Origin of the sequence: Streptomyces sp. NBC_00287 (genome assembly GCF_036173105.1) — a bacterium.
Lineage (GTDB): Bacteria > Actinomycetota > Actinomycetes > Streptomycetales > Streptomycetaceae > Streptomyces.
The window spans coordinates 9,390,691-9,407,849 of sequence record NZ_CP108053.1; the positions used below are offsets into that span (position 1 = coordinate 9,390,691).

The 17,159-nt window shown below is 67.3% G+C and carries 13 protein-coding genes and 3 pseudogenes; 12 read left to right on the forward strand and 4 right to left on the reverse strand.

Features of this window, described 5'->3' with window-relative positions; genetic code table 11:
* The first annotated feature begins 6 nt into the window (after positions 1-6).
* A complete protein-coding gene (locus OHT76_RS42845; protein ID WP_328876279.1) occupies positions 7-1,230 on the forward strand; it encodes an RNA-guided endonuclease InsQ/TnpB family protein in 1,224 nt (407 codons plus the stop codon).
* A gap of 738 nt (positions 1,231-1,968) precedes the next feature.
* Here OHT76_RS42845 and OHT76_RS42855 read toward each other — a convergent pair.
* Positions 1,969-2,856, reverse strand: coding sequence for a bile acid:sodium symporter family protein (locus OHT76_RS42855; RefSeq protein WP_328876280.1), 888 nt, complete (start codon positions 2,854-2,856; stop codon positions 1,969-1,971).
* Between the two features lie 944 nt (positions 2,857-3,800).
* Here OHT76_RS42855 and OHT76_RS42860 point away from each other — a divergent pair.
* Positions 3,801-4,691: a glycoside hydrolase family 19 protein gene (locus OHT76_RS42860; RefSeq protein ID WP_328876281.1), complete on the forward strand. Its 891-nt coding sequence runs from the start codon at positions 3,801-3,803 to the stop codon at positions 4,689-4,691.
* A 594-nt stretch (positions 4,692-5,285) separates the two neighbouring features.
* Here OHT76_RS42860 and OHT76_RS42865 read toward each other — a convergent pair.
* On the reverse strand, positions 5,286-5,663 hold the full coding sequence (locus OHT76_RS42865) for a site-specific integrase (RefSeq protein ID WP_328876282.1): 378 nt from the start codon (positions 5,661-5,663) through the stop codon (positions 5,286-5,288).
* Positions 5,664-5,683: 20 nt separating this feature from the next.
* Positions 5,684-6,325, reverse strand: a complete 642-nt coding sequence (locus tag OHT76_RS42870; protein WP_328876283.1) for a TetR/AcrR family transcriptional regulator — start codon at positions 6,323-6,325, stop codon at positions 5,684-5,686.
* Between the two features lie 84 nt (positions 6,326-6,409).
* Here OHT76_RS42870 and OHT76_RS42875 point away from each other — a divergent pair, with 84 nt between their 5' ends.
* The 9 genes and pseudogenes from OHT76_RS42875 to OHT76_RS44275 all read left to right on the forward strand — a co-directional run bounded on the left by OHT76_RS42875 (position 6,410) and on the right by OHT76_RS44275 (position 14,807).
* Entirely contained in the window at positions 6,410-7,147 is a 738-nt protein-coding gene (locus tag OHT76_RS42875) for an SDR family NAD(P)-dependent oxidoreductase (protein WP_328876284.1), read from the forward strand.
* Positions 7,148-7,212: 65 nt separating this feature from the next.
* Positions 7,213-7,405: pseudogene (locus tag OHT76_RS42880) on the forward strand (mycothiol transferase); the annotation flags it as partial.
* Between the two features lie 45 nt (positions 7,406-7,450).
* On the forward strand, positions 7,451-8,797 hold the full coding sequence (locus tag OHT76_RS42885; protein ID WP_328876285.1) for an IS630 family transposase: 1,347 nt from the start codon (positions 7,451-7,453) through the stop codon (positions 8,795-8,797).
* A 160-nt stretch (positions 8,798-8,957) separates the two neighbouring features.
* A pseudogene (locus tag OHT76_RS42890) lies at positions 8,958-9,860 on the forward strand (transposase); the annotation flags it as partial.
* 287 nt (positions 9,861-10,147) lie between these two features.
* A complete protein-coding gene (locus OHT76_RS42895) occupies positions 10,148-10,705 on the forward strand; it encodes a hypothetical protein (protein WP_328876286.1) in 558 nt (185 codons plus the stop codon).
* 420 nt (positions 10,706-11,125) lie between these two features.
* Positions 11,126-11,640, forward strand: a pseudogene (locus OHT76_RS42900) (IS5 family transposase); the annotation flags it as partial.
* 589 nt (positions 11,641-12,229) lie between these two features.
* Entirely contained in the window at positions 12,230-12,535 is a 306-nt protein-coding gene (locus OHT76_RS42905) for a hypothetical protein (RefSeq protein ID WP_328876287.1), read from the forward strand.
* Between the two features lie 297 nt (positions 12,536-12,832).
* Positions 12,833-13,668, forward strand: a protein-coding gene (locus tag OHT76_RS42910; protein ID WP_328868630.1) for an IS5 family transposase whose coding sequence is annotated in 2 segments (ribosomal slippage) — positions 12,833-13,208 and positions 13,208-13,668 — 837 coding nt in all. Because the reading frame shifts where the segments join, the coding sequence is not laid out codon by codon here.
* A gap of 72 nt (positions 13,669-13,740) precedes the next feature.
* A protein-coding gene (locus OHT76_RS44275; RefSeq protein WP_443049793.1) for an IS630 family transposase occupies positions 13,741-14,807 on the forward strand; the annotation gives its coding sequence in 2 pieces (ribosomal slippage) (positions 13,741-14,184 and positions 14,187-14,807; 1,065 coding nt in all).
* Between the two features lie 41 nt (positions 14,808-14,848).
* Here OHT76_RS44275 and OHT76_RS42925 read toward each other — a convergent pair.
* Positions 14,849-15,235 carry a hypothetical protein gene (locus tag OHT76_RS42925; RefSeq protein ID WP_328876288.1) on the reverse strand — a complete coding sequence of 129 codons (387 nt, stop codon included), beginning with the start codon at positions 15,233-15,235 and terminating at the stop codon, positions 14,849-14,851.
* A gap of 572 nt (positions 15,236-15,807) precedes the next feature.
* Here OHT76_RS42925 and OHT76_RS42930 point away from each other — a divergent pair.
* Positions 15,808-17,001, forward strand: coding sequence for an IS110 family transposase (locus tag OHT76_RS42930; RefSeq protein ID WP_328876289.1), 1,194 nt, complete (start codon positions 15,808-15,810; stop codon positions 16,999-17,001).
* The last annotated feature ends 158 nt before the right edge of the window (positions 17,002-17,159 follow it).

Genomic DNA, 17,159 nt, shown 5'->3' on the forward strand with positions numbered 1-17,159 from the left:
GCCGTCATGCAGCTTCGGTACGCCTTCAGGCTGTACCCGGACTCCGGCCAACGCACCGCACTGGCCAAGGCGTTCGGGTGCGCCCGCGTCGTATTCAATGACGCGGTGCGTGCCAGAGAGGACGCCCGCCGTGCGGGCGGGGCATTCCCGGCGGCCGGCGCACTGTCCAGGAAGCTGATCACCGAGGCGAAACAGACCGACGCACGGTCGTGGCTGGGCGAGGTCTCCGCCGTCGTGCTCCAGCAGTCCCTGCGTGATGCCGAGACGGCCTACAAGAACTACTTCGCCTCCCTCAAAGGCGAGCGGAAGGGCGCGAAGAGCGGTGCGCCCCGATTCAAGTCCCGCAAGGACGCCCGGCAGTCGATCCGTTTCACCGCCAACGCCCGCTGGTCGGTCACTGCCTCCGGGAGGCTGAACCTTCCCAAGGTCGGCGCGGTGAAGGTGAAGTGGTCACGCACCCTGCCCGCACCGCCCTCCTCGGTCACCGTGATCAAGGACGCGGCCGGGCGGTACTTCGCCTCCTTCGTCATCGACACCGACCCGGCGGCCGACGCCACCCGCATGCCCGACACCGACCAGACGGTCGGCATCGACCTCGGGCTGACGCACTTCGCCGTCCTCTCCGACGGCACGACAATCGACTCCCCGAGGTTTCTGCGCCGCGCCGAGAAGAAGCTGAAGAAGGCCCAGCGGGAGCTGTCCCGCAAACAGAAAGGATCCAAGAACCGCGAGAAGGCCCGCCTGAAGGTCGCCCGCGCCCACGCACAAGTCACGGACGCCCGACGGGAGTTCCACCACCAGCTCTCCACGAAGCTGATCCGCGACAACCAAGCGATCGGCGTGGAAGACCTGGCGGTCAAAGCACTCGCACGCACAAGACTGGCCAAGAGTGTGCATGACGCCGGCTGGGCACAGTTCGTGCATATGCTGGAGTACAAAGCGGCCCGGTACGGGCGGACCCTGGTGAAGATCGGCCGATTCGAGCCGACCAGCCAGATCTGCTCGCAGTGCGGGACCAAGGACGGCCCCAAGCCCTTGCATATCCGGACCTGGACCTGTGCCGCCTGCGGTGCGGTCCATGACCGCGACCACAACGCCGCGAAGAACGTCAAAACGGCCGCCGGACTGGCGGTTACAGCCTGTGGAGCGCAGGTAAGACCAGGACTCGTCCCGGCACAGCGCGACGAAACAGGAAGCCACGGATCCTCACCCGAACCCCGTGCCACGTAGCGGCACAGCAACGGACGAGAAGGCCAGAATCCCCGGGCTTCAGCCCGAGGAGCAAGTCAATGCACTGCCCCGGCTTGGTACTTGTGACAGTGGAGCGCGCGCCAGCGGTACAAGGTTCCAACTGGCCCTGACAAAGCCGCTGGACGTGCCGATGGGTGATCAGGCAGACGGCGAGGCTCGGGAAGGCTTGATGGATGTCGTCGCGTCGTTCCACTGGGTCTGACCGACGACCCCCGCCATTGCAAGGATCTTCTCCAGCAGCGGCAGCAACTGGGTGACGTTGCGGTTTCGACCGGTCAAGAACGCCGCGAGCGGGATGCCCCCGGCCGTCGGTGATGATGCGGTGTTTGCTGCCCAGGCCTGCACGGTCGACCGCGCGCGGTCTACGGAGGCGTCCAGGCTGGAGCACTCCCAGGCCAGCGTGGCCCGCTGGCGTTCGAGGGCGCCAAGGACGGCGGCTGCCTCGGTGCCAACGAGTGGAGGTTACGGCCGTGCTTCGGCTGTGGTCTCGGTCGTGGCCGCAGACCGTTGACGCACGAAGCCGATGCGGAGCCGAAGGGTGCGCTGCAGCAATCCGAGGTCGGCGCACTCGCCGCTGTGGAGGCGCCACCTGTGACGGTACGTCGCTGAGGCAGCGGTGAACGGGGTTGGCTCCCAACTTCACGCAGCCTTGTCAGTGCCGCACACAGAGCATGAGGACATCGGCGTCTCGCTGGCGTGTCCTGATGGGCGGCGGGGTCAGAGGGCCGACGCGGGTTTCTCGGCGGGCCGGGGACCCCGGGTCATCAGCACTCCCGCGAGGGCTGCGACGGGATTCATGAGCACGCCGTAGACGGCGGCGGGTACTGCCAGGCTGACGCTGCCGAGCACGCTGATGGCCAGGGTCATGGCGATGGCGCTGTTGTGTACGCCGATCTCCATGGAGCAGGCGATCGATTGCGCCTTGTCCAACCGGGCCATGCGCGGTACCGCGTACCCGATCGTGAGGCTCAGCCCGCAGAAGACCACCGCCGTCGGCCCTACGTCCGAGAGGTAGTCGCCGATGTTGTTCCTCTCGGCCACCAGCGCACCGGCGATGATCGTGACGAGCACGACGACCGACAGAAGCCGAACCGGGCGGTCCATGCGATGCGCGAACTCCTGCGAGCGGCGGCGGATGGCGAGCCCGATCGCCACCGGCACGAGTACCAGGGCGAACACCTGCAGGACCTTGCCGAACTGCAACCCCATGCTGTTCTCACCGATGTCCGGTTCGAAGTAGTGCAGGGAGAGGTTGGTGATGATCGGCAGCGTCACGATGGCCAGCAGCGCGTTCACCGCCGTGAGCGTGACGTTCAGTGCCACGTCGCCGCCGAAGAGATGGCTGAAGAGGTTCGCCGTCGTCCCGCCGGGTGATGCGGCCAGCAGCATCATGCCGACGGCGAGCACGGGGGAGAGGTCGAAGGCGAGGACCAGGCCCAGGCATACGCCGGGTAGGAGAAGGAGCTGGCAGGACATTGCCACGACCACGGCCCGGGGGTGGCGTCGCACCCGCCGGAAGTCGTCGACGGTCAGGGACAGACCCAGCCCGAACATGATGACGGCGAGGGCGAGCGGGAGGAACACGGTGGCGAGGGGAGTGTCCATGCGCGGCTCCGTCTTCAGGGGGCGCGGTGCAGAGTCAAGGCCAGATGACGCCCGTTGACGGTCGTGCGTGCGCATGCTCAGGTGTTGTCCGCATCGCGCACAGTAGATGCGGGCATGGGCACGGTCAACATGGGCCGCTCGTCGCCGGTTTGCTGCGGCTGTGTTGGCGTCGGGGTGCTGGAAAGCAGCCGATCCAGCAGCCTTCGGAGCCCCCGAGGCCCTGCAGTTGTCCGCCCGGGCAACGCCATCAGGCCCCCGGCTTCGTGGCGCCTGGAAGGAGCGTTGCGCAGGTTGCCTCACGCCGCGGGTTCGGCGATCAGGTGATCTACGTCTGGCGTCGTCGGCACCTGATCGATTCGGGCCAGTTGCCGGGCAGGATCAGCGGCGAGGCGTCCGGACTCGGCGCGAGGCTCGAGCGGGTCATGCGTGTGCAATTGTCGCCGTACGGGGGCCGCGGAGCGTGGAGCCGATGGTGGCGCTCGCGGTGGAGCCTGCGGAAACTCGGCGCGGAGGTGCGGGTGTGTCCGCTGCGGGGCGAGGACTTCGTGCAACTGCTGACCGGTGGCGGGTGCCGGTGGCGACTGCCGGTCAGCTGGGGTGCACCCACTTGACCATCGTGGGTCGGCGGAACTGGCACAGTGCACGACGGATCTGATGGCGGCTCAGCTTGGCACGGTCACCGTGCGGACGAGGCTGTGGCGTCGTGACGTATCGGTAGCGATCCGGCCGGGGATGGCTTCAGCCCGACAGTAGCTCCCGCCGATTGGTCTAGGCCTGACTGGTCTACACCCTTGACTGGTACAGACCAACGCGGTTGAGTGAGCCTCCACAGCCCCCCACCACGGCCGCCCCCACGCCGTGTCCGGTCCACCGGTGCGTGCGGTGCGGGCTCCGCTTCGTCCTGCCCCCGAGGAGCGGCCGTGCCCCGCAAAGGAGTTGATCCCGTGTCGAGACGTCGTCTCTCCGCCGTCGTGGCCGTCCTCGCCCTCGCCGGCACCGCCCCGGTGCTGCTCCCGGCCACGAACGCCGCCGCCGCGGCGTGCTCCAGCTACCCCAGCTGGGTGGCCGGCAGGTCGTACAACGCCGGTGACATCGTCCGCTATACCGACGGCAAGGCGTACATCGCCGAGCACGCCAACCCGGGCTACGACCCGATCATCAGCACCTGGTACTGGGAGCCGTACGCCTGTGACAACGGCTCGGACACGCCCGCCGCCACCTTCGTGGTGAGCGAGGCGCAGTTCAACCAGATGTTCCCGAACCGGAATTCGTTCTACACGTACAGCGGCCTGACCGCCGCGCTGAGCGCCTACCCGGGCTTCGCCAACACCGGCAGCGACACGGTGAAGAAGCAGGAGGCCGCGGCCTTCCTGGCCAACGTCAGCCACGAGACCGGCGGGCTGGTCCACATCGTCGAGCAGAACACCGCCAACTACCCGCACTACTGCGACTGGAGCCAGTGGTACGGCTGCCCGGCGGGCCAGGCCGCCTACTACGGGCGCGGCCCGATCCAGCTGTCCTGGAACTTCAACTACAAGGCCGCCGGTGACGCGCTCGGTCTGGATCTGCTGAACAACCCCTGGCTGGTGCAGAACGACGCGGCCGTGGCCTGGAAGACCGGCCTGTGGTACTGGAACACCCAGACCGGCCCCGGCACCATGACCCCGCACAACGCCATGGTCAACCAGGCCGGCTTCGGCCAGACCATCCGCTCCATCAACGGCTCCCTGGAGTGTGACGGCAAGAACCCGGCGCAGGTACAGAGCCGGGTGAACAACTACCAGCGGTTCACGCAGATCCTCGGCACGTCACCCGGCGGCAACCTCTACTGCTGACGGCGGATCCCGGGTGCGGTGTCATGTGGTCTGATACGGGGCGACGGCCGTCAGGCGCACGCCGGGCGCAAGGTAGCGGTCCACCTCCGCCCGCGTGGTCGGCGGCCACCGGTACCGCGTAGCAGCGCACCCGTCCGTCCGGGTATGGCGCAGCCACCGTCACCGACCATCCACCCGGCCCGCTGCGCACCACGCACCGCCGTCACCGACTCCGGCGCCGACTGCCCATCCGCGCCCGGGTCGGGCAGGCCGACGTCTGGGCCCATCGACTGCGCAGGACAGGTCTGCTCATCCGCGCTGCTGCGCAACCACGCACCGACGAACAGTTGCGCATAGCCGGCCGGATCGGCGGCCACCGCCGTGGTGCGCACCGTGGACGGCTTGGGCAGCGGCGCGGCCCCGCCGCGCTCCGGGAGGAGGTGACGGCTACGCCCAGGGCGATCGGCCGGCCGCGATGACGGTCCACACTGCGATCTGTGTGAGGCGTACGCGGCGTCGCATCGCCTCCAGCCGGGCGCCTGCCGCCATCGGAGCAGCGGCCCCGAACTCTGGCCCGGCGGCAGTCGGTAGGTAAGGCACCCGTTCCCACGACGATCACGAGCCGCAGCCTGCCAAACTCGCAGGCTGACCGCGCAGCATGGCGGCGCTGGATGTTCGGCCGGTTGCGCATTCGGGCTGCGCAGTCGGGCGTTTCGAGCTGCGCACCGGTAGGGAGAGTGGCGCGGTCTGCCCGACCATGGGCCCAACCTTGGGCCCGGCCATGACTGCCAGTGGGCTGCGTTGCCCGATCGTGACCATCGTCGTGTCAAGACTCTTATGCCCGCAGATCACTTGGGCGATGTGCGGTGGCAGGCCGTTCATGATGGCGTCGGTCACGAAGATCCTGCGGAAGTCGTGCGGGAAGAAGACGATCAGTTCGCCGTCGGCATCGGTCAGGCCTGTGGTGGCTGGCTGCACTGTCCGGCGGATCATGTGACCGTGATGGCGCCAAGTTAGTTCTCGCGGGCCGGACTGCGGCCGGCTGCGAGGCGTTTCTGCCCCTCGGGCATGGGCAGGACCGCCAGTGCGGTGTCTGCAACGTTCCGCAGCGTCTCCGGGTCCAGACCGGCCTTGCCTACCGCCTCGATACCGCGGACCACCGTGAGCAGCAGTGCCGCCAACCGCTGCGGATCCGCAGCGCTGTCGATGTCGCCGTGGCGCTGGGCGGCGCTGATCTCCGTCCGCAGCAGGGTCAGCAGTGCCGTCATGGTCTCGGCCGACCGTCCGGCGACCGTCGGATCGTGCTGGGCCAGTTCCGCCGCGCCCTTGGCCAACAGGCACCCGCGGCGCTCGGTGTCGGAGGCGGTGTTCTCCGCCATGAGGTGCACGTATCCCGACAGCCGGGCCAGGGCCTCTGCGTCCGGGCCACCTGCCAGCCGCCCTTCGGCCACCTCAACGACTGCGGTGCACCAGTCGCCGAACACACGGTGGAACAGCTTGCCCTTGTCGCCGAATGCGCCGTACAGGCTGCCCTTGCCCAGGCCGGTCGCCTGGGCGATGTCGTCCATCCGGGTTCCTGCATAGCCGGTCGCCCAGAACTGTTCCCGGGCCCGCTCCAGGACTTGGCGTTCGTCGAATGCGCGTGGTCTCGGCATGGTCTCAGGCTATCCATTCTTGACTCGATCGTCCATTACTGCCTACGTTATGGACGATCCATTCCATAACTGAAGGGGTTCGACATGCCAGGCGTGTTGAAGGAGAAGGTGGCCGTGATCACCGGAGGGACCAGCGGGATCGGGCTGGCCATCGCCCACCGCTTCGTCCGGGAGGGCGCACGGGTCTTCGTGACCGGCCGGGACATCGACCGCCTCGAAGCGGCAGTCAAGGAGATGGGCCCTGCGGCCACCGGCGTACGATCCGACGTCTCGGTCCTGGCCGACCTGGACGCGCTCTACGCGCGAGTCCGCGAGGAGGCCGGACACATCGACGTGCTGGTGGCCAACGCGGGAATCGTCGCGGACGCCGCGCTCGGCGCCCACACCGAGGCGAACGTCGATCTGACGCTCGCCGTCAACGTCAAGGGCCCACTCTTCACCGTCCAGAAGGCGCTTCCGCTCCTGGCGGAGAACGCCTCCATCCTGGTCATCGGCTCAAGCAACAGCATGCGGCCCAATGAGCACCTCGAGGTCTACAGCGCCTCGAAGGCAGCGTTGAGCAACCTCGTACACAACTGGGCCCGGCAATCGCGCCAGCGCCGATTCCGGGTCAACGTCCTCAGCCCAGGACCCACGCAGACCCCTGGCCTGCTGGGCGCCGCGGGGCCGGACGTCGACCAGTTCGCCGAGGCCGTCGTGCCACTGGGGCGGCTGGCCGACGCCGAGGAAATCGCCGAGGCCGCCCTCTTCCTGGCTTCCGACGCCTCGTCGTTCGTCACCGGCGCCGAACTCTTCGCCGACGGCGGCTACACCCGGGCCTGAACGACAGCCGGTGGTGCGCATCCGGTTCCCTCGAAGCGATGGGGCGCACTCCCGGCCGCGCGTGTGCGTCGTACGAGGCCCAGTGCGCCCGAAGCAACGAGATCGTGGCCGCGGCCTCTTTGGACGACGTCTGCCGCCACCCCCACTACCGCTCCGGCAACGCCCACCTGGATGCTCATCCATCTCGTTGACGAGACCGGACGGCACGCGGGGCACGCGGACATCGTGAGGGAACTGCCTGACGGGGCGAAGGGCTAGTGTGCTGCGCCTGAAATCGCGGGCTTAAATCTGTAGCCTGTTTTCATGTCTCGGGGTCCTCGTGCCGTCGAAGTTGCGCTGTCCGATGAGGAGCGCGCCGAGTTGCTGCTCTGGGTGGGCGGGGTGGTGGCGCCCCGTCTGGTCGAGCGGGCACGGATCGTCTTGGCGTGCGCGGACGGGCAGCCGAATACACGTGTGGCGGCGGAGTTGAAGGTAACCGCGGACACGGTGAGGAAGTGGCGGTCGCGGTTTGCTGCCCGGCGGATGGCCGGCCTGGCCGATGAGCCGCGGCCAGGCCGGCGCAAGTCGGTGCTGGTGCTCAGTGATGAGGAGCGGGCTCAGCTGACGCGTTGGGCCAGGCGCGCCAAGACCGCTCAGTTCCTGGCTTTGCGCGCGAGGATCGTGCTGCGGTGCGCGGAGGGCGGGACGAATAGGCAGGTGGCGGCCGAACTCGGGGTGCGCGAGCAGTCGGTGAGCCGCTGGCGGGCCCGGTTCGTCGAGCGGCGGCTGGACGGGCTGACCGATGAGCCGCGGCCCGGCAGGCCGCCCTCGATCCTGCTCGACCAGGTCGAGGATGTTGTCGTGGCGACGCTGGAATCGACCCCGGGTAAGGACACGCACTGGTCGCGGGCCTCGATGGCCGAGCGCACCGGGCTGTCGAAGTCGACCATCGGGCGGATCTGGAAGAAGTTCGACCTCAAGCCGCACCTGCAGGATGCCTTCAAACTCTCTACCGATCCGCAGTTCGTCGCGAAGGTCGTCGACGTCGTCGGCCTGTATCACCACCCGCCCGAGAAGGCGGTGGTGCTGTGCGTGGACGAGAAGAGCCAGATCCAGGCGCTGGACCGCTCGCAGCCGGTGCTGCCGATGATGCCGGGCATGCCCGAGCGGCGTACCCACGACTACCTGCGGCACGGCATCACCAGTCTGTTCGCCGCGTTCAACATCGCCGACGGCACGGTCATCGGTGAACTGCACCGCCGCCACCGGGCTGTCGAGTTCAAGAAGTTCCTGGTCACGATAGACAAGAGGGTTCCCGCCGGGCTCGATGTGCACCTGGTGTGTGACAACTACGCCACCCACAACACCCCCGAGATCAAGACCTGGCTCGGCAAGCACCCCCGCTTCCATGTCCACTTCACTCCGACCGGCTCCTCCTGGATCAACCAGGTCGAGAGATGGTTCGGCCTGCTCACCGACAAGCTCATCCGCCGAGGCGTCCACACCTCGGTGAAGGCGTTGGAGGACGACATCAGGGCCTGGATCGACTCGTGGAACGAGAACCCCAGGCCCTTCACCTGGACCAAGACCGCCGACGAGATCCTCACATCCCTCGCCGACTACCTCACCAAGGTCACTCCTCCAGCCAACGATAACCAGCGACAGATTTAAGCCCGCGATTTCAGGCGCAGCACACTAGTGTCCTGCGCCAGAGATCCGTCGGCATAAGCGGGCAAGGGAGTCGAGGATCTCTTCGGCGGTCTTGGTCCAGATGAACGGCTTGGGGTCTTCGTTCCAGTCCTTGACCCAGGCGCGGATGTCGGCTTCGAGGGTCTCGCAGTGGCTCCGGCCGGACGCTAACACCTGTGCCGACCGGTCCTTTTGGCACACCTTCGGCCGAGGTGAAGGCAACCACCAGATGGTGTCCGGCTGGCCGTACTCGGTGATCGCTGCGCTGGAGACCGGCCGCACGTCCTGGACGGCGGTGCTGGACGCGGTCCGCCTGGAGCCCGGAGCCGATGTCGCCGCGGTGACCTCGGTGCAGGTTCGAGAGGTCGTCGAGCCACTGGTCACCGCCGGCCAGTGGCGGCCGGGCGACCCGCAGGTCCTGATCGTGCTGGACGCCGGGTACGACGCTCCGCGCATCGCCCACCTGCTCGCGGGGCTACCCGTCGAGATCGTCGGGCGGCTCCGTTCGGACCGCGTGATGCGGCGGCCGACACCGCCGCGGGTCTACGACCCCAAGGTGGCCGGCCGCCCAAGCACGGCGGCGAGTTCGTCTTCGGCGACCCCGCCACCTGGGGTGTCGAGCAGGCCGTGACGGCCACGGACACCCGGCTCTATGGGAAGGCGACCGCGCAGGCGTGGGACCGGCTGCACCCGCGCCCGACCCGCCGGGCCGCATGGCTCGACCACGACGGCCCGCTGCCCATCATCGAGGGCACCATCATCCGCCTGGTCGTGGAGAAGCTGCCCAGCGGCGGGGTCAACAAGCCGGTATGGCTGTGGTGGTCGGGCACCGGGCGCCATCGAAGCGGACATCGACCGCTGCTGGCAGTCCTTCCTCCGGCGCTTCGACATCGAGCACACCTTTCGCCTGTTCAAGCAGACGCTCGGCCGGACCAAGCCCCGGCTCCGCAGCCCGGAAGCGGCCGACCGGTGGACGTGGTTGGTAATCGCCGCCTATGCCCAACTCCGGCTCGTCCGCCCACTGACCACCGACCTCCGCAGGCCTCCCGCACCGCAGGTGGGCAAGGGCAAGCAGAGCCTGACGGCCCGTGCTCAGCCGGCGCCAGCGGGTGCCGCGCTGCCGGCGATGGTCGCGCAACCGAGCTGACAGGAAGCGCAGGGCGGAGTTGGACACGTCGATCCCGGACGGATAGACAAGCCTGCGAAGCCTCTGGTGCAGACGGAATTCTTGGTCGAAGACCCATCTACCAGGGGCTTCACCTGCCCGTCAGGGCAACCACCCGCCGGCTTGGCGGGGGCGGTCAACGCTTATGCGGTGGCACACTGGTCGTCGTGTCCAACTCCTACGCGCAGCCCATCTTGAGAACGGCGGACCTCTCGGAGGGATTGCGCATCGTCGGGAGGCTGCTGAGGATCGCCGACCTGAGGGATCTGGAAGTCGATTTCGATGCGCGGATCTCCTCGCCTCACTCTCTGTCACAGGTGCTGGCCGTGCTGCCGGATGCCGATTGGTGGGCGGATGGGGAGAGGGATGGCGCCTCAGACACAGGGGATGATCCGTTGGCCTACCTGACCATCCGGCTTCGCCGTTGGGCTGGGGCACCCGAGACCGTGGAGCCGTTTCTCAAGGCGGTGGGCGACAGCCCGGCGACAGTGCGGTGGGACTTCAACGCCTGGCCCGAGGCTCCGGAGGTAGGTCTGGGGGTGGGAGGCACTCGCGGAGCGTTCGTCACCCTGTGCGCGCATGCCCACGACCTCGACCTGGAAGAACCTGCGGCCGACTACACGATGTTCGTCCACGTCAAGCAAGTTGAGGCCGAACGCGCACCGTGGCTTGCAGCCCAAGTCGGGCTGCGAGTGATCGGCGACTTGGTGATGGCACCGCACTGAGAATCCGTGACGGGTGCTGCCTGCCAGAATGGTTCCGAGGTGGCGCACCAACGCCCTCGGCAGGGCGTAGATAGCTGATCCGGCTTCCCGAGTGCTATCGAAGACTCCTGGGTAGCGCGAACGGCAGGTTGGAAAGGGCTCACTCGCTCTCCGGCGTGCCCACAATCTCGTACGGCTGCCGCGCCGTGAGTAGAAGACGAGCTGAACCATGCTGTCGGCGGCCTGCCGCCGGAGCCTACGCGCAGGCGGGCATCGCCTGCACGGAGTATCGCGGCGCGCCGAAGTGCGTGACCACGCGGTGCGCGGCGGACCGCAGTGCCGAGGCCCGGTCTTTCCGCCGTGCTGCTGTGCGGCCCCAGTACTGGGGCCGCACAGCAGCGATGTAGGACAAGATCAGCGGATGCGCCGGGTCAGCGCTAACTGTGGTCGCTCATCGAGCCGTTGCTGCCCGAGCCATCGCCCAAACTGGTGGAGGGACGGCCGCGAGTGCCCGACCGTCAGGCCCTGTGCGGCATCCTGTTCGTGCTGCACACCGGCATCCCATGGAAGTACCTCCCGCAGGAGCTCGGTTTCGGCTCGGGCATGACCTGCTGGCGCCGCCTGGCGGCCTGGAACGAAGCCGACGTGTGGGACCAGCTGCACCAACTGCTGCTGAACAAGCTGCAGTCGAAAAACCAGCTGGACTGGTCGCGGGCGGTGATCGACTCCTCCCACGTCTGGGCAGCACGCAGGGGCCCAAAAGCGGACCAAGCCAGGTCGACCGCGCACGCCCGGGCAGCAAACACCACATCACCACCGACGGCCAAGGGAGCCCGCTCGCGGTGTCTTTGACCGGCGGAAACCGCAACGACGTCACCCAACTGCTGCCCCTGCTGGACAAGATCCCAGCAGCGAGTCGCTTGTCCTTGGGGGCACGCGTGTGCCGGGGGCGGCCGTCTCGGAACGCGGACAGTAGCCGCGGCCTCCGCCCAGGTGGTGTGTTGCTGGCATGGTGTGCTGCAACGGCGCCAGGGCTGCGATCTTGTCCAACTGGCGCTGGGGCTACGTTGATTGCGCATCCTTATGGCGGGTCCGGGCATGCTCCCGCCTTCCCCTCTGTGACCTGCGATTTCATGCTAGATCTGCGAGAGAGAGAGGTGTCCTGGTGGCGGCCCCAGCCGGTCAGTCGCCGGGGAGCAGTTGACCGATCGTGGATCGGGACACGTTGGTCGCACAGGTCCCGGGTCACCGCCCACCCGGCCAGGGGCCGGTGCGCGCGTAAGACGCGTTGCTCGGGGGAGTGTTGCCGCCGCGGCCGGTCCGGGGACGCACACGGGTCCCGGTCGGCGGAGGTGAACGAGGGGCACGCGCGTCCGCCTCTCCGCTGGACCATCGCGCAGCCAGGATGCAGCCTGAGCACAGACGTGAGAATCTGAAATCGAGAGTGGAATAACCACGTCGAGCAACGCACTGGTCACGATGTGTCGATGGCGCCACTCCGCATCAAGGGGGGCTCTCTTCCCATTTGTTCAGGAGGAGTTACCCATGACTGTCGATGTCCGCGGACACTGGGCCGCTCACCAGACGAACGGCGCCGACGTGTTCTTCAACCTGGATCAGAGCGGGGACCGCGTCTTCGGAGACGCGTTCCACAACAGCAACCGCGGGGAATGCGAGGGATTTGTGAGAGGTGACGACGTCGTCATCACGGTCACCTGGAGCAGCGACTCCCGCGGCAGGTACAGCGGGCATCTGGGCCTCGACAAGCGCCTCTCGGGCCACACCGTCGATCTGAACCATCCGACGTCACAGGCGAACTGGTTCTCTGATCCCCTGCCGCTGATGATCTGATGATCGTCGCGTCGACTTCGGTGACGGCGGGGCGCCGCTGGGGCTACTTCTTCTCCCGGGCATCTTTGGCGGCCACGAGCAGGCGTTCGCCGGTTCGGCGGCTGACGCCGTACCGGCGAGCCAGGTCGTCGGCGATGATGGCGGGCAGGGGACTACCGTGTAGAACCGGGAAACCATCGCGCAGAACCACCGCGGAAAAAGGGGCGGCCCTGGCCACACCAATCGATCTGCGACACTGTTACGGCCATGCCTAAGAGGTCCTAACAGAAGCTGTTGATCATGTGACCTTCGGCTTGGATGGTCGTTGGTCTGGTCGTGGGAAAGCGACAGTCGCGGCCTTGGATCGTGTCGGATGAACTGTGGTCGCTCATCGAGCCGTTGCTGCCCGAGCCGGGGCCGAAGCTGGTGGAGGGCCGGCCGCGGGTACCGGACCGGCAGGCCTTGTGCGGGATCCTGTTCGTGCTGCACACCGGCATCCAATGGGAGTACCTCCCACAGGAGTTGGGCTTCGGCTCGGGCATGACGTGCTGGCGGCGGCTGGCCGCCTGGAACGAGGCCGGCGTGTGGGACGAACTGCACCTGATACTGCTGAAGAAGCTGCGGGTAGCGAAGAAGCTGGACTGGTCGCGGGCGGTGATCGACTCCTCCCACGTGCGGGCCGCTCGGCGCGGCCCAAAAGCGGCCCCAGCCCGGTCGACCGCGCACGGCCGGGCAGCAAGCACCACGTCCTCACCGACGCCCAGGGCATCCCGCTCGCGGTGTCCCTGACCGGCGGAAACCGCAACGACGTCACGCAGTTGCTGCCCCTGCTGGACAAGGTCCCGGCCGTGGCCGGCGTCGTCGGCCGGCCCCGACGCAGACCCGATGCGCTCCTCGCCGACCGCGGCTACGACCACGACAAGTACCGCCGATTGCTCTGGGCCCGCGGCATCCGTCCGGTCATCGCCGAACGAGGACAGGAACACGGCAGCGGCCTGGGCATGTTCCGCTATGTGGTCGAGCGCACGATCGCCTGGCTGCACGGTTTCCGCCGCCTGCGGATCCGCTGGGAACGACGCGACGACATCCACGAAGCCTTCCTCGGCCTCGCCACCTGCCTCATCACCCACCGCCACGTCCAACGCCTTTGTTAGGACCTCTACTGAGATTGAACTCGGGTTGTCGCAGTTGCTGACAGGGCTTGATCCTCGCGGTATTCCGTTGTCATGAGGTACGCGCAGGGCGGCGGTCTGTCGGACGAGCGCCGGCAGTTCCGCGAGGGGATCCGCATGATGGCCGCAGAGCGGTTCGCCGCTGGTGAGCCGAGTTCGGCGATCGCGGCGGAGTTACGGGTCAGCGTCCGGTCGGTGCAGCGGTGGCGGCGGTTGTGGGACAAGGGCGGCCCGCGGGCCCTGCGGTCAGCGGGATCCGCCTCCGTTCCCCGGTTGAGCGATGCCCAGTTCGCCCAGCTGGAGGCGGAGTTGGCGAAGGGGCCGGTGGCGCACGGCTGGCCGGACCAGCGCTGGACACTGTCACGGGTGAAGACCGTGATCGGCCGGCGTTTCCATAAGAGCTACACCCTGCAAGGGGTGCGCAAGCTGCTGATCAGGCATGGCTTCTCCTGCCAGGTGCCGACCAGACGGGCCGTCGAACGCGACGAGGAGGCCATCTGTGGCTGGGTGAAGGAGACCTGGCCGCACGTGGAAACACCGCGGCGGCGCTCGACGCATGGGTCGTCTTCGAGGACGAAGCCGGCTTCTCGATGACGCCGCCCACCGCACGCACGTGGGCCAGGCGCGGCCACACCCCGGTGATCAGGGTGCGCGGCCGCACCTCGCGCCAGCTGTCCATCGCCGCCCTGGCCTGCTACAAGACAGGCCAACCCTCCCGCCTGATCTACCGGCCCAAGCGGCATGGCAGCCGACGTGAGGGCCGCCGGAGCTTTGCCTGGACGGACTACCGAGACCTCCTGATCGCCGCTCACCGTCAGCTCGGCGCCCCCATCATCCTTATCTGGGACAACCTCGGCACTCATCTCTGCGCGGACATGCGCCGCTTCATCGACGGCCAGAACTGGCTGACCGTCGTCCAGTTACCCGCCTACGCTCCCGAGCTCAACCCGGTCGAAGGCATCTGGTCGCTGCTGCGACGCGGCTACACCACCAACGTCGCCTTCACCAGCACAGACCACCTCATCCGCACCGTCCGCCAGGGACTCCGCAAGATCCAGTACCGGCCGGCCCTCCTCGACGGCTGCCTCGCAGAAACGGGACTCACCCTCCACCCCTCATAACCCAATACGACAACCCGAGTTCAAGCTCAGTAGACGCTCCGTCATCGCCAGACCTGGATCCGTACGGTGAAGGCGCCGGCCCCGTTTCCAGGCTTGTTGTCGTTGATACGGAGCGCGAGGCGCGTCTCTCCTGGGCCGAGGCTGGCGTTCTGGTAGGTGCGCCGTAGGGAGGAGCCGATGAAGAAGTAACCGTCTTCTGCCGTGTGCCCGAGCAGACTGAACGGAGTTGCTCCGGGAAGAGGACTGTCGTTGCTGGCGCTGTATCCGGCCCACCCGTTGGGGCCATTCTCTCCGGTAAACCACACGCCGGCCCAGATGCTGCCGCTGGCGCTGATGTCTACCCAGTCGCCGTTCTTGAGATTTATGTTGGCATCGACGTCGCTGTTCCATTCTGCGACAGTCATGTATTTATCTACGATGACAGGCATTTCTTCCCCCCGGTTCTTTAGCTGATTAGATGGTCATTTCTGTTGAACGGCGCGACTGCAGCGCTACCATCACTGGTGCAGTGCAGGAGGTGCGGGTTGCGTGAGCTTGCCCGGCCTTTCTCGGTCCGCTTTGTGGGTGGGATGTAGTAGCCGGTAACTCGCATTGCGTGAACACTGCTCCTATGTGCTCACTGATCGCAATACCAGGAGTGCGTATATTTTCTCGTTAGCGATTCCTGGGCTCTTTTGTTCGAATCAGCTGGCGCAAGCCTTGTTTCTCGCCAATGGCGTGACGTCTTCCCCATGCGGCAACACAGCGTGCGAGGGCGCGCTTAGCTTGTCCTACCTTCCAAGCGTGGGTCTGAGCTGGTCATTCGTAAGATCGGCGGACCCAGGGGTTTTGGGTATGGCTGTGAGCTTGTCGTCGTTCGATGGCTCAAAGAACTTGGCCGCCCGGAGCCCCGCGACGACTCGACCGCTCATTGGGATACGCGACTCGATCGCTGTGTAGGACAACGTCGGCGAGGACGTCTGCGGGATCGATCTGTGACGACGAGCTGGCGGAGGTGACCGTGCCCCAGATCTGGGCCGGAGTGGACATCGGCAAGGAATTCCACCACTGCGTGGTGGTCGACGAGCGCGGCGAACGCCTCCTTTCACGCCGAGTCTTCAACGATGAACCAGCCTTGCTGGAGCTGATCGCAGACGTACTCGTGCTTTCCGAGGACGCCCTGTGGGGTGTGGACATCAACCACGGTGGGGGCGCCCTGCTCATCGGTCTCCTGCTCAGCCACGACCAGCCGATGGTCTACATCACCGGCTTGGCCGTGCACCAGGCGTCGGCCGCCTACCGCAGCCAGGGCAAGACGGATGAGAAGGACGCGTTCGTCATCGCCGACCAGGCACGCATGCGCCAGGACCTCGGTCTCCTGCGGCCCGGCGACGAGATAGCCGTCGACTTGCGAACCCTCACCGCCCGCCGCCTCGACCTGGTCAACGACCGCACCCGTCAGACCAACCGGCTGCGGGCCCAACTGCTGGAGTTCTTCCCTGCGTTGGAGCGGGCACTGAACCTGAGCAAGAAGGGTCCGGTCATGCTGCTGACCGGCTACCAGACGCCGGCCGCGATCCGCCGCAGCGGGGCCAGGCGCATCGGAACCTGGCTGAAGAACCGCAAGGTGAAGAACGCCGCCATGCTCGCCGAAACAGCTGTCGAGGCGGCCAGGTCCCAGCACACCGCCCTGCCGGGAGAGATCCTCGCGGCCGCCATGGTCGCCCGCATCGCCAAGGGCGTGCTGGCCCTCGACCAGGAGATCGCCGAACTCGACGCGCTCATCGAAGCCCGGTTCAACGAGCACCGACACGCGACGCTGATCCGCAGCCTGCCCGGCATGGGCACCCTCCTCGGCGCCGAGTTCATCGCCGCCACCGGCGGCGACCTGGAAGCGTTCGGCACGGCCGACCGCCTGGCGTCCTTCGCCGGCCTCTCACCAGTGCCGCGGGACTCCGGCCGCGTCAGCGGCAACATGCGCCGCCCGCGCCGCTACCACCGCGGCCTGCTCCGGGCCTTCTACCTCTCCGCGATGGCCAGTCTGAGAACGTGCTCCGCCTCCCAGGCTTACTACGGGCGCAAGCGGAACGAGGGGAAGGGGCACAAACAGGCCCTTCTCGGCGTAGGCGACGACCCCACCCTCGCTGTCCCGCCCGGAGGCAGGCCGCGCTTACGCTCTCGGCGCGCAGCCCGAGCGCTCCTCATACGCGACTGATCGCGAGCCGCGATCACGTCCGGCGCTACACCCCCATGTGACTGTTGCGCGCTGCTGCCGACATTTCCTACACCCGAGGGCCCGATGCATGCTGCATCGCCCGGCGGATCTTTCATCGAGACAACGGAGTGGGCAATGAGCTGGTTGATCCCCGCATC

What these genes read in the sequence shown, in the direction of transcription:
- OHT76_RS42855 (WP_328876280.1), bottom strand. Translation starts at nt 2,856, where the DNA reads ATGGACACTCCCCTCGCCACCGTGTTCCTCCCGCTCGCCCTCGCCGTC.
- OHT76_RS42885 (WP_328876285.1), top strand. Translation starts at nt 7,451, where the DNA reads ATGTCTCGGGGTCCTCGTGCCGTCGAAGTTGCGCTGTCCGATGAGGAG.
- OHT76_RS42870 (WP_328876283.1), bottom strand. Translation starts at nt 6,325, where the DNA reads ATGCCGAGACCACGCGCATTCGACGAACGCCAAGTCCTGGAGCGGGCC.
- OHT76_RS42875 (WP_328876284.1), top strand. Translation starts at nt 6,410, where the DNA reads ATGCCAGGCGTGTTGAAGGAGAAGGTGGCCGTGATCACCGGAGGGACC.
- OHT76_RS42845 (WP_328876279.1), top strand. Translation starts at nt 7, where the DNA reads ATGCAGCTTCGGTACGCCTTCAGGCTGTACCCGGACTCCGGCCAACGC.
- OHT76_RS42865 (WP_328876282.1), bottom strand. Translation starts at nt 5,663, where the DNA reads ATGATCCGCCGGACAGTGCAGCCAGCCACCACAGGCCTGACCGATGCC.
- OHT76_RS42905 (WP_328876287.1), top strand. Translation starts at nt 12,230, where the DNA reads ATGACTGTCGATGTCCGCGGACACTGGGCCGCTCACCAGACGAACGGC.
- OHT76_RS42925 (WP_328876288.1), bottom strand. Translation starts at nt 15,235, where the DNA reads ATGCCTGTCATCGTAGATAAATACATGACTGTCGCAGAATGGAACAGC.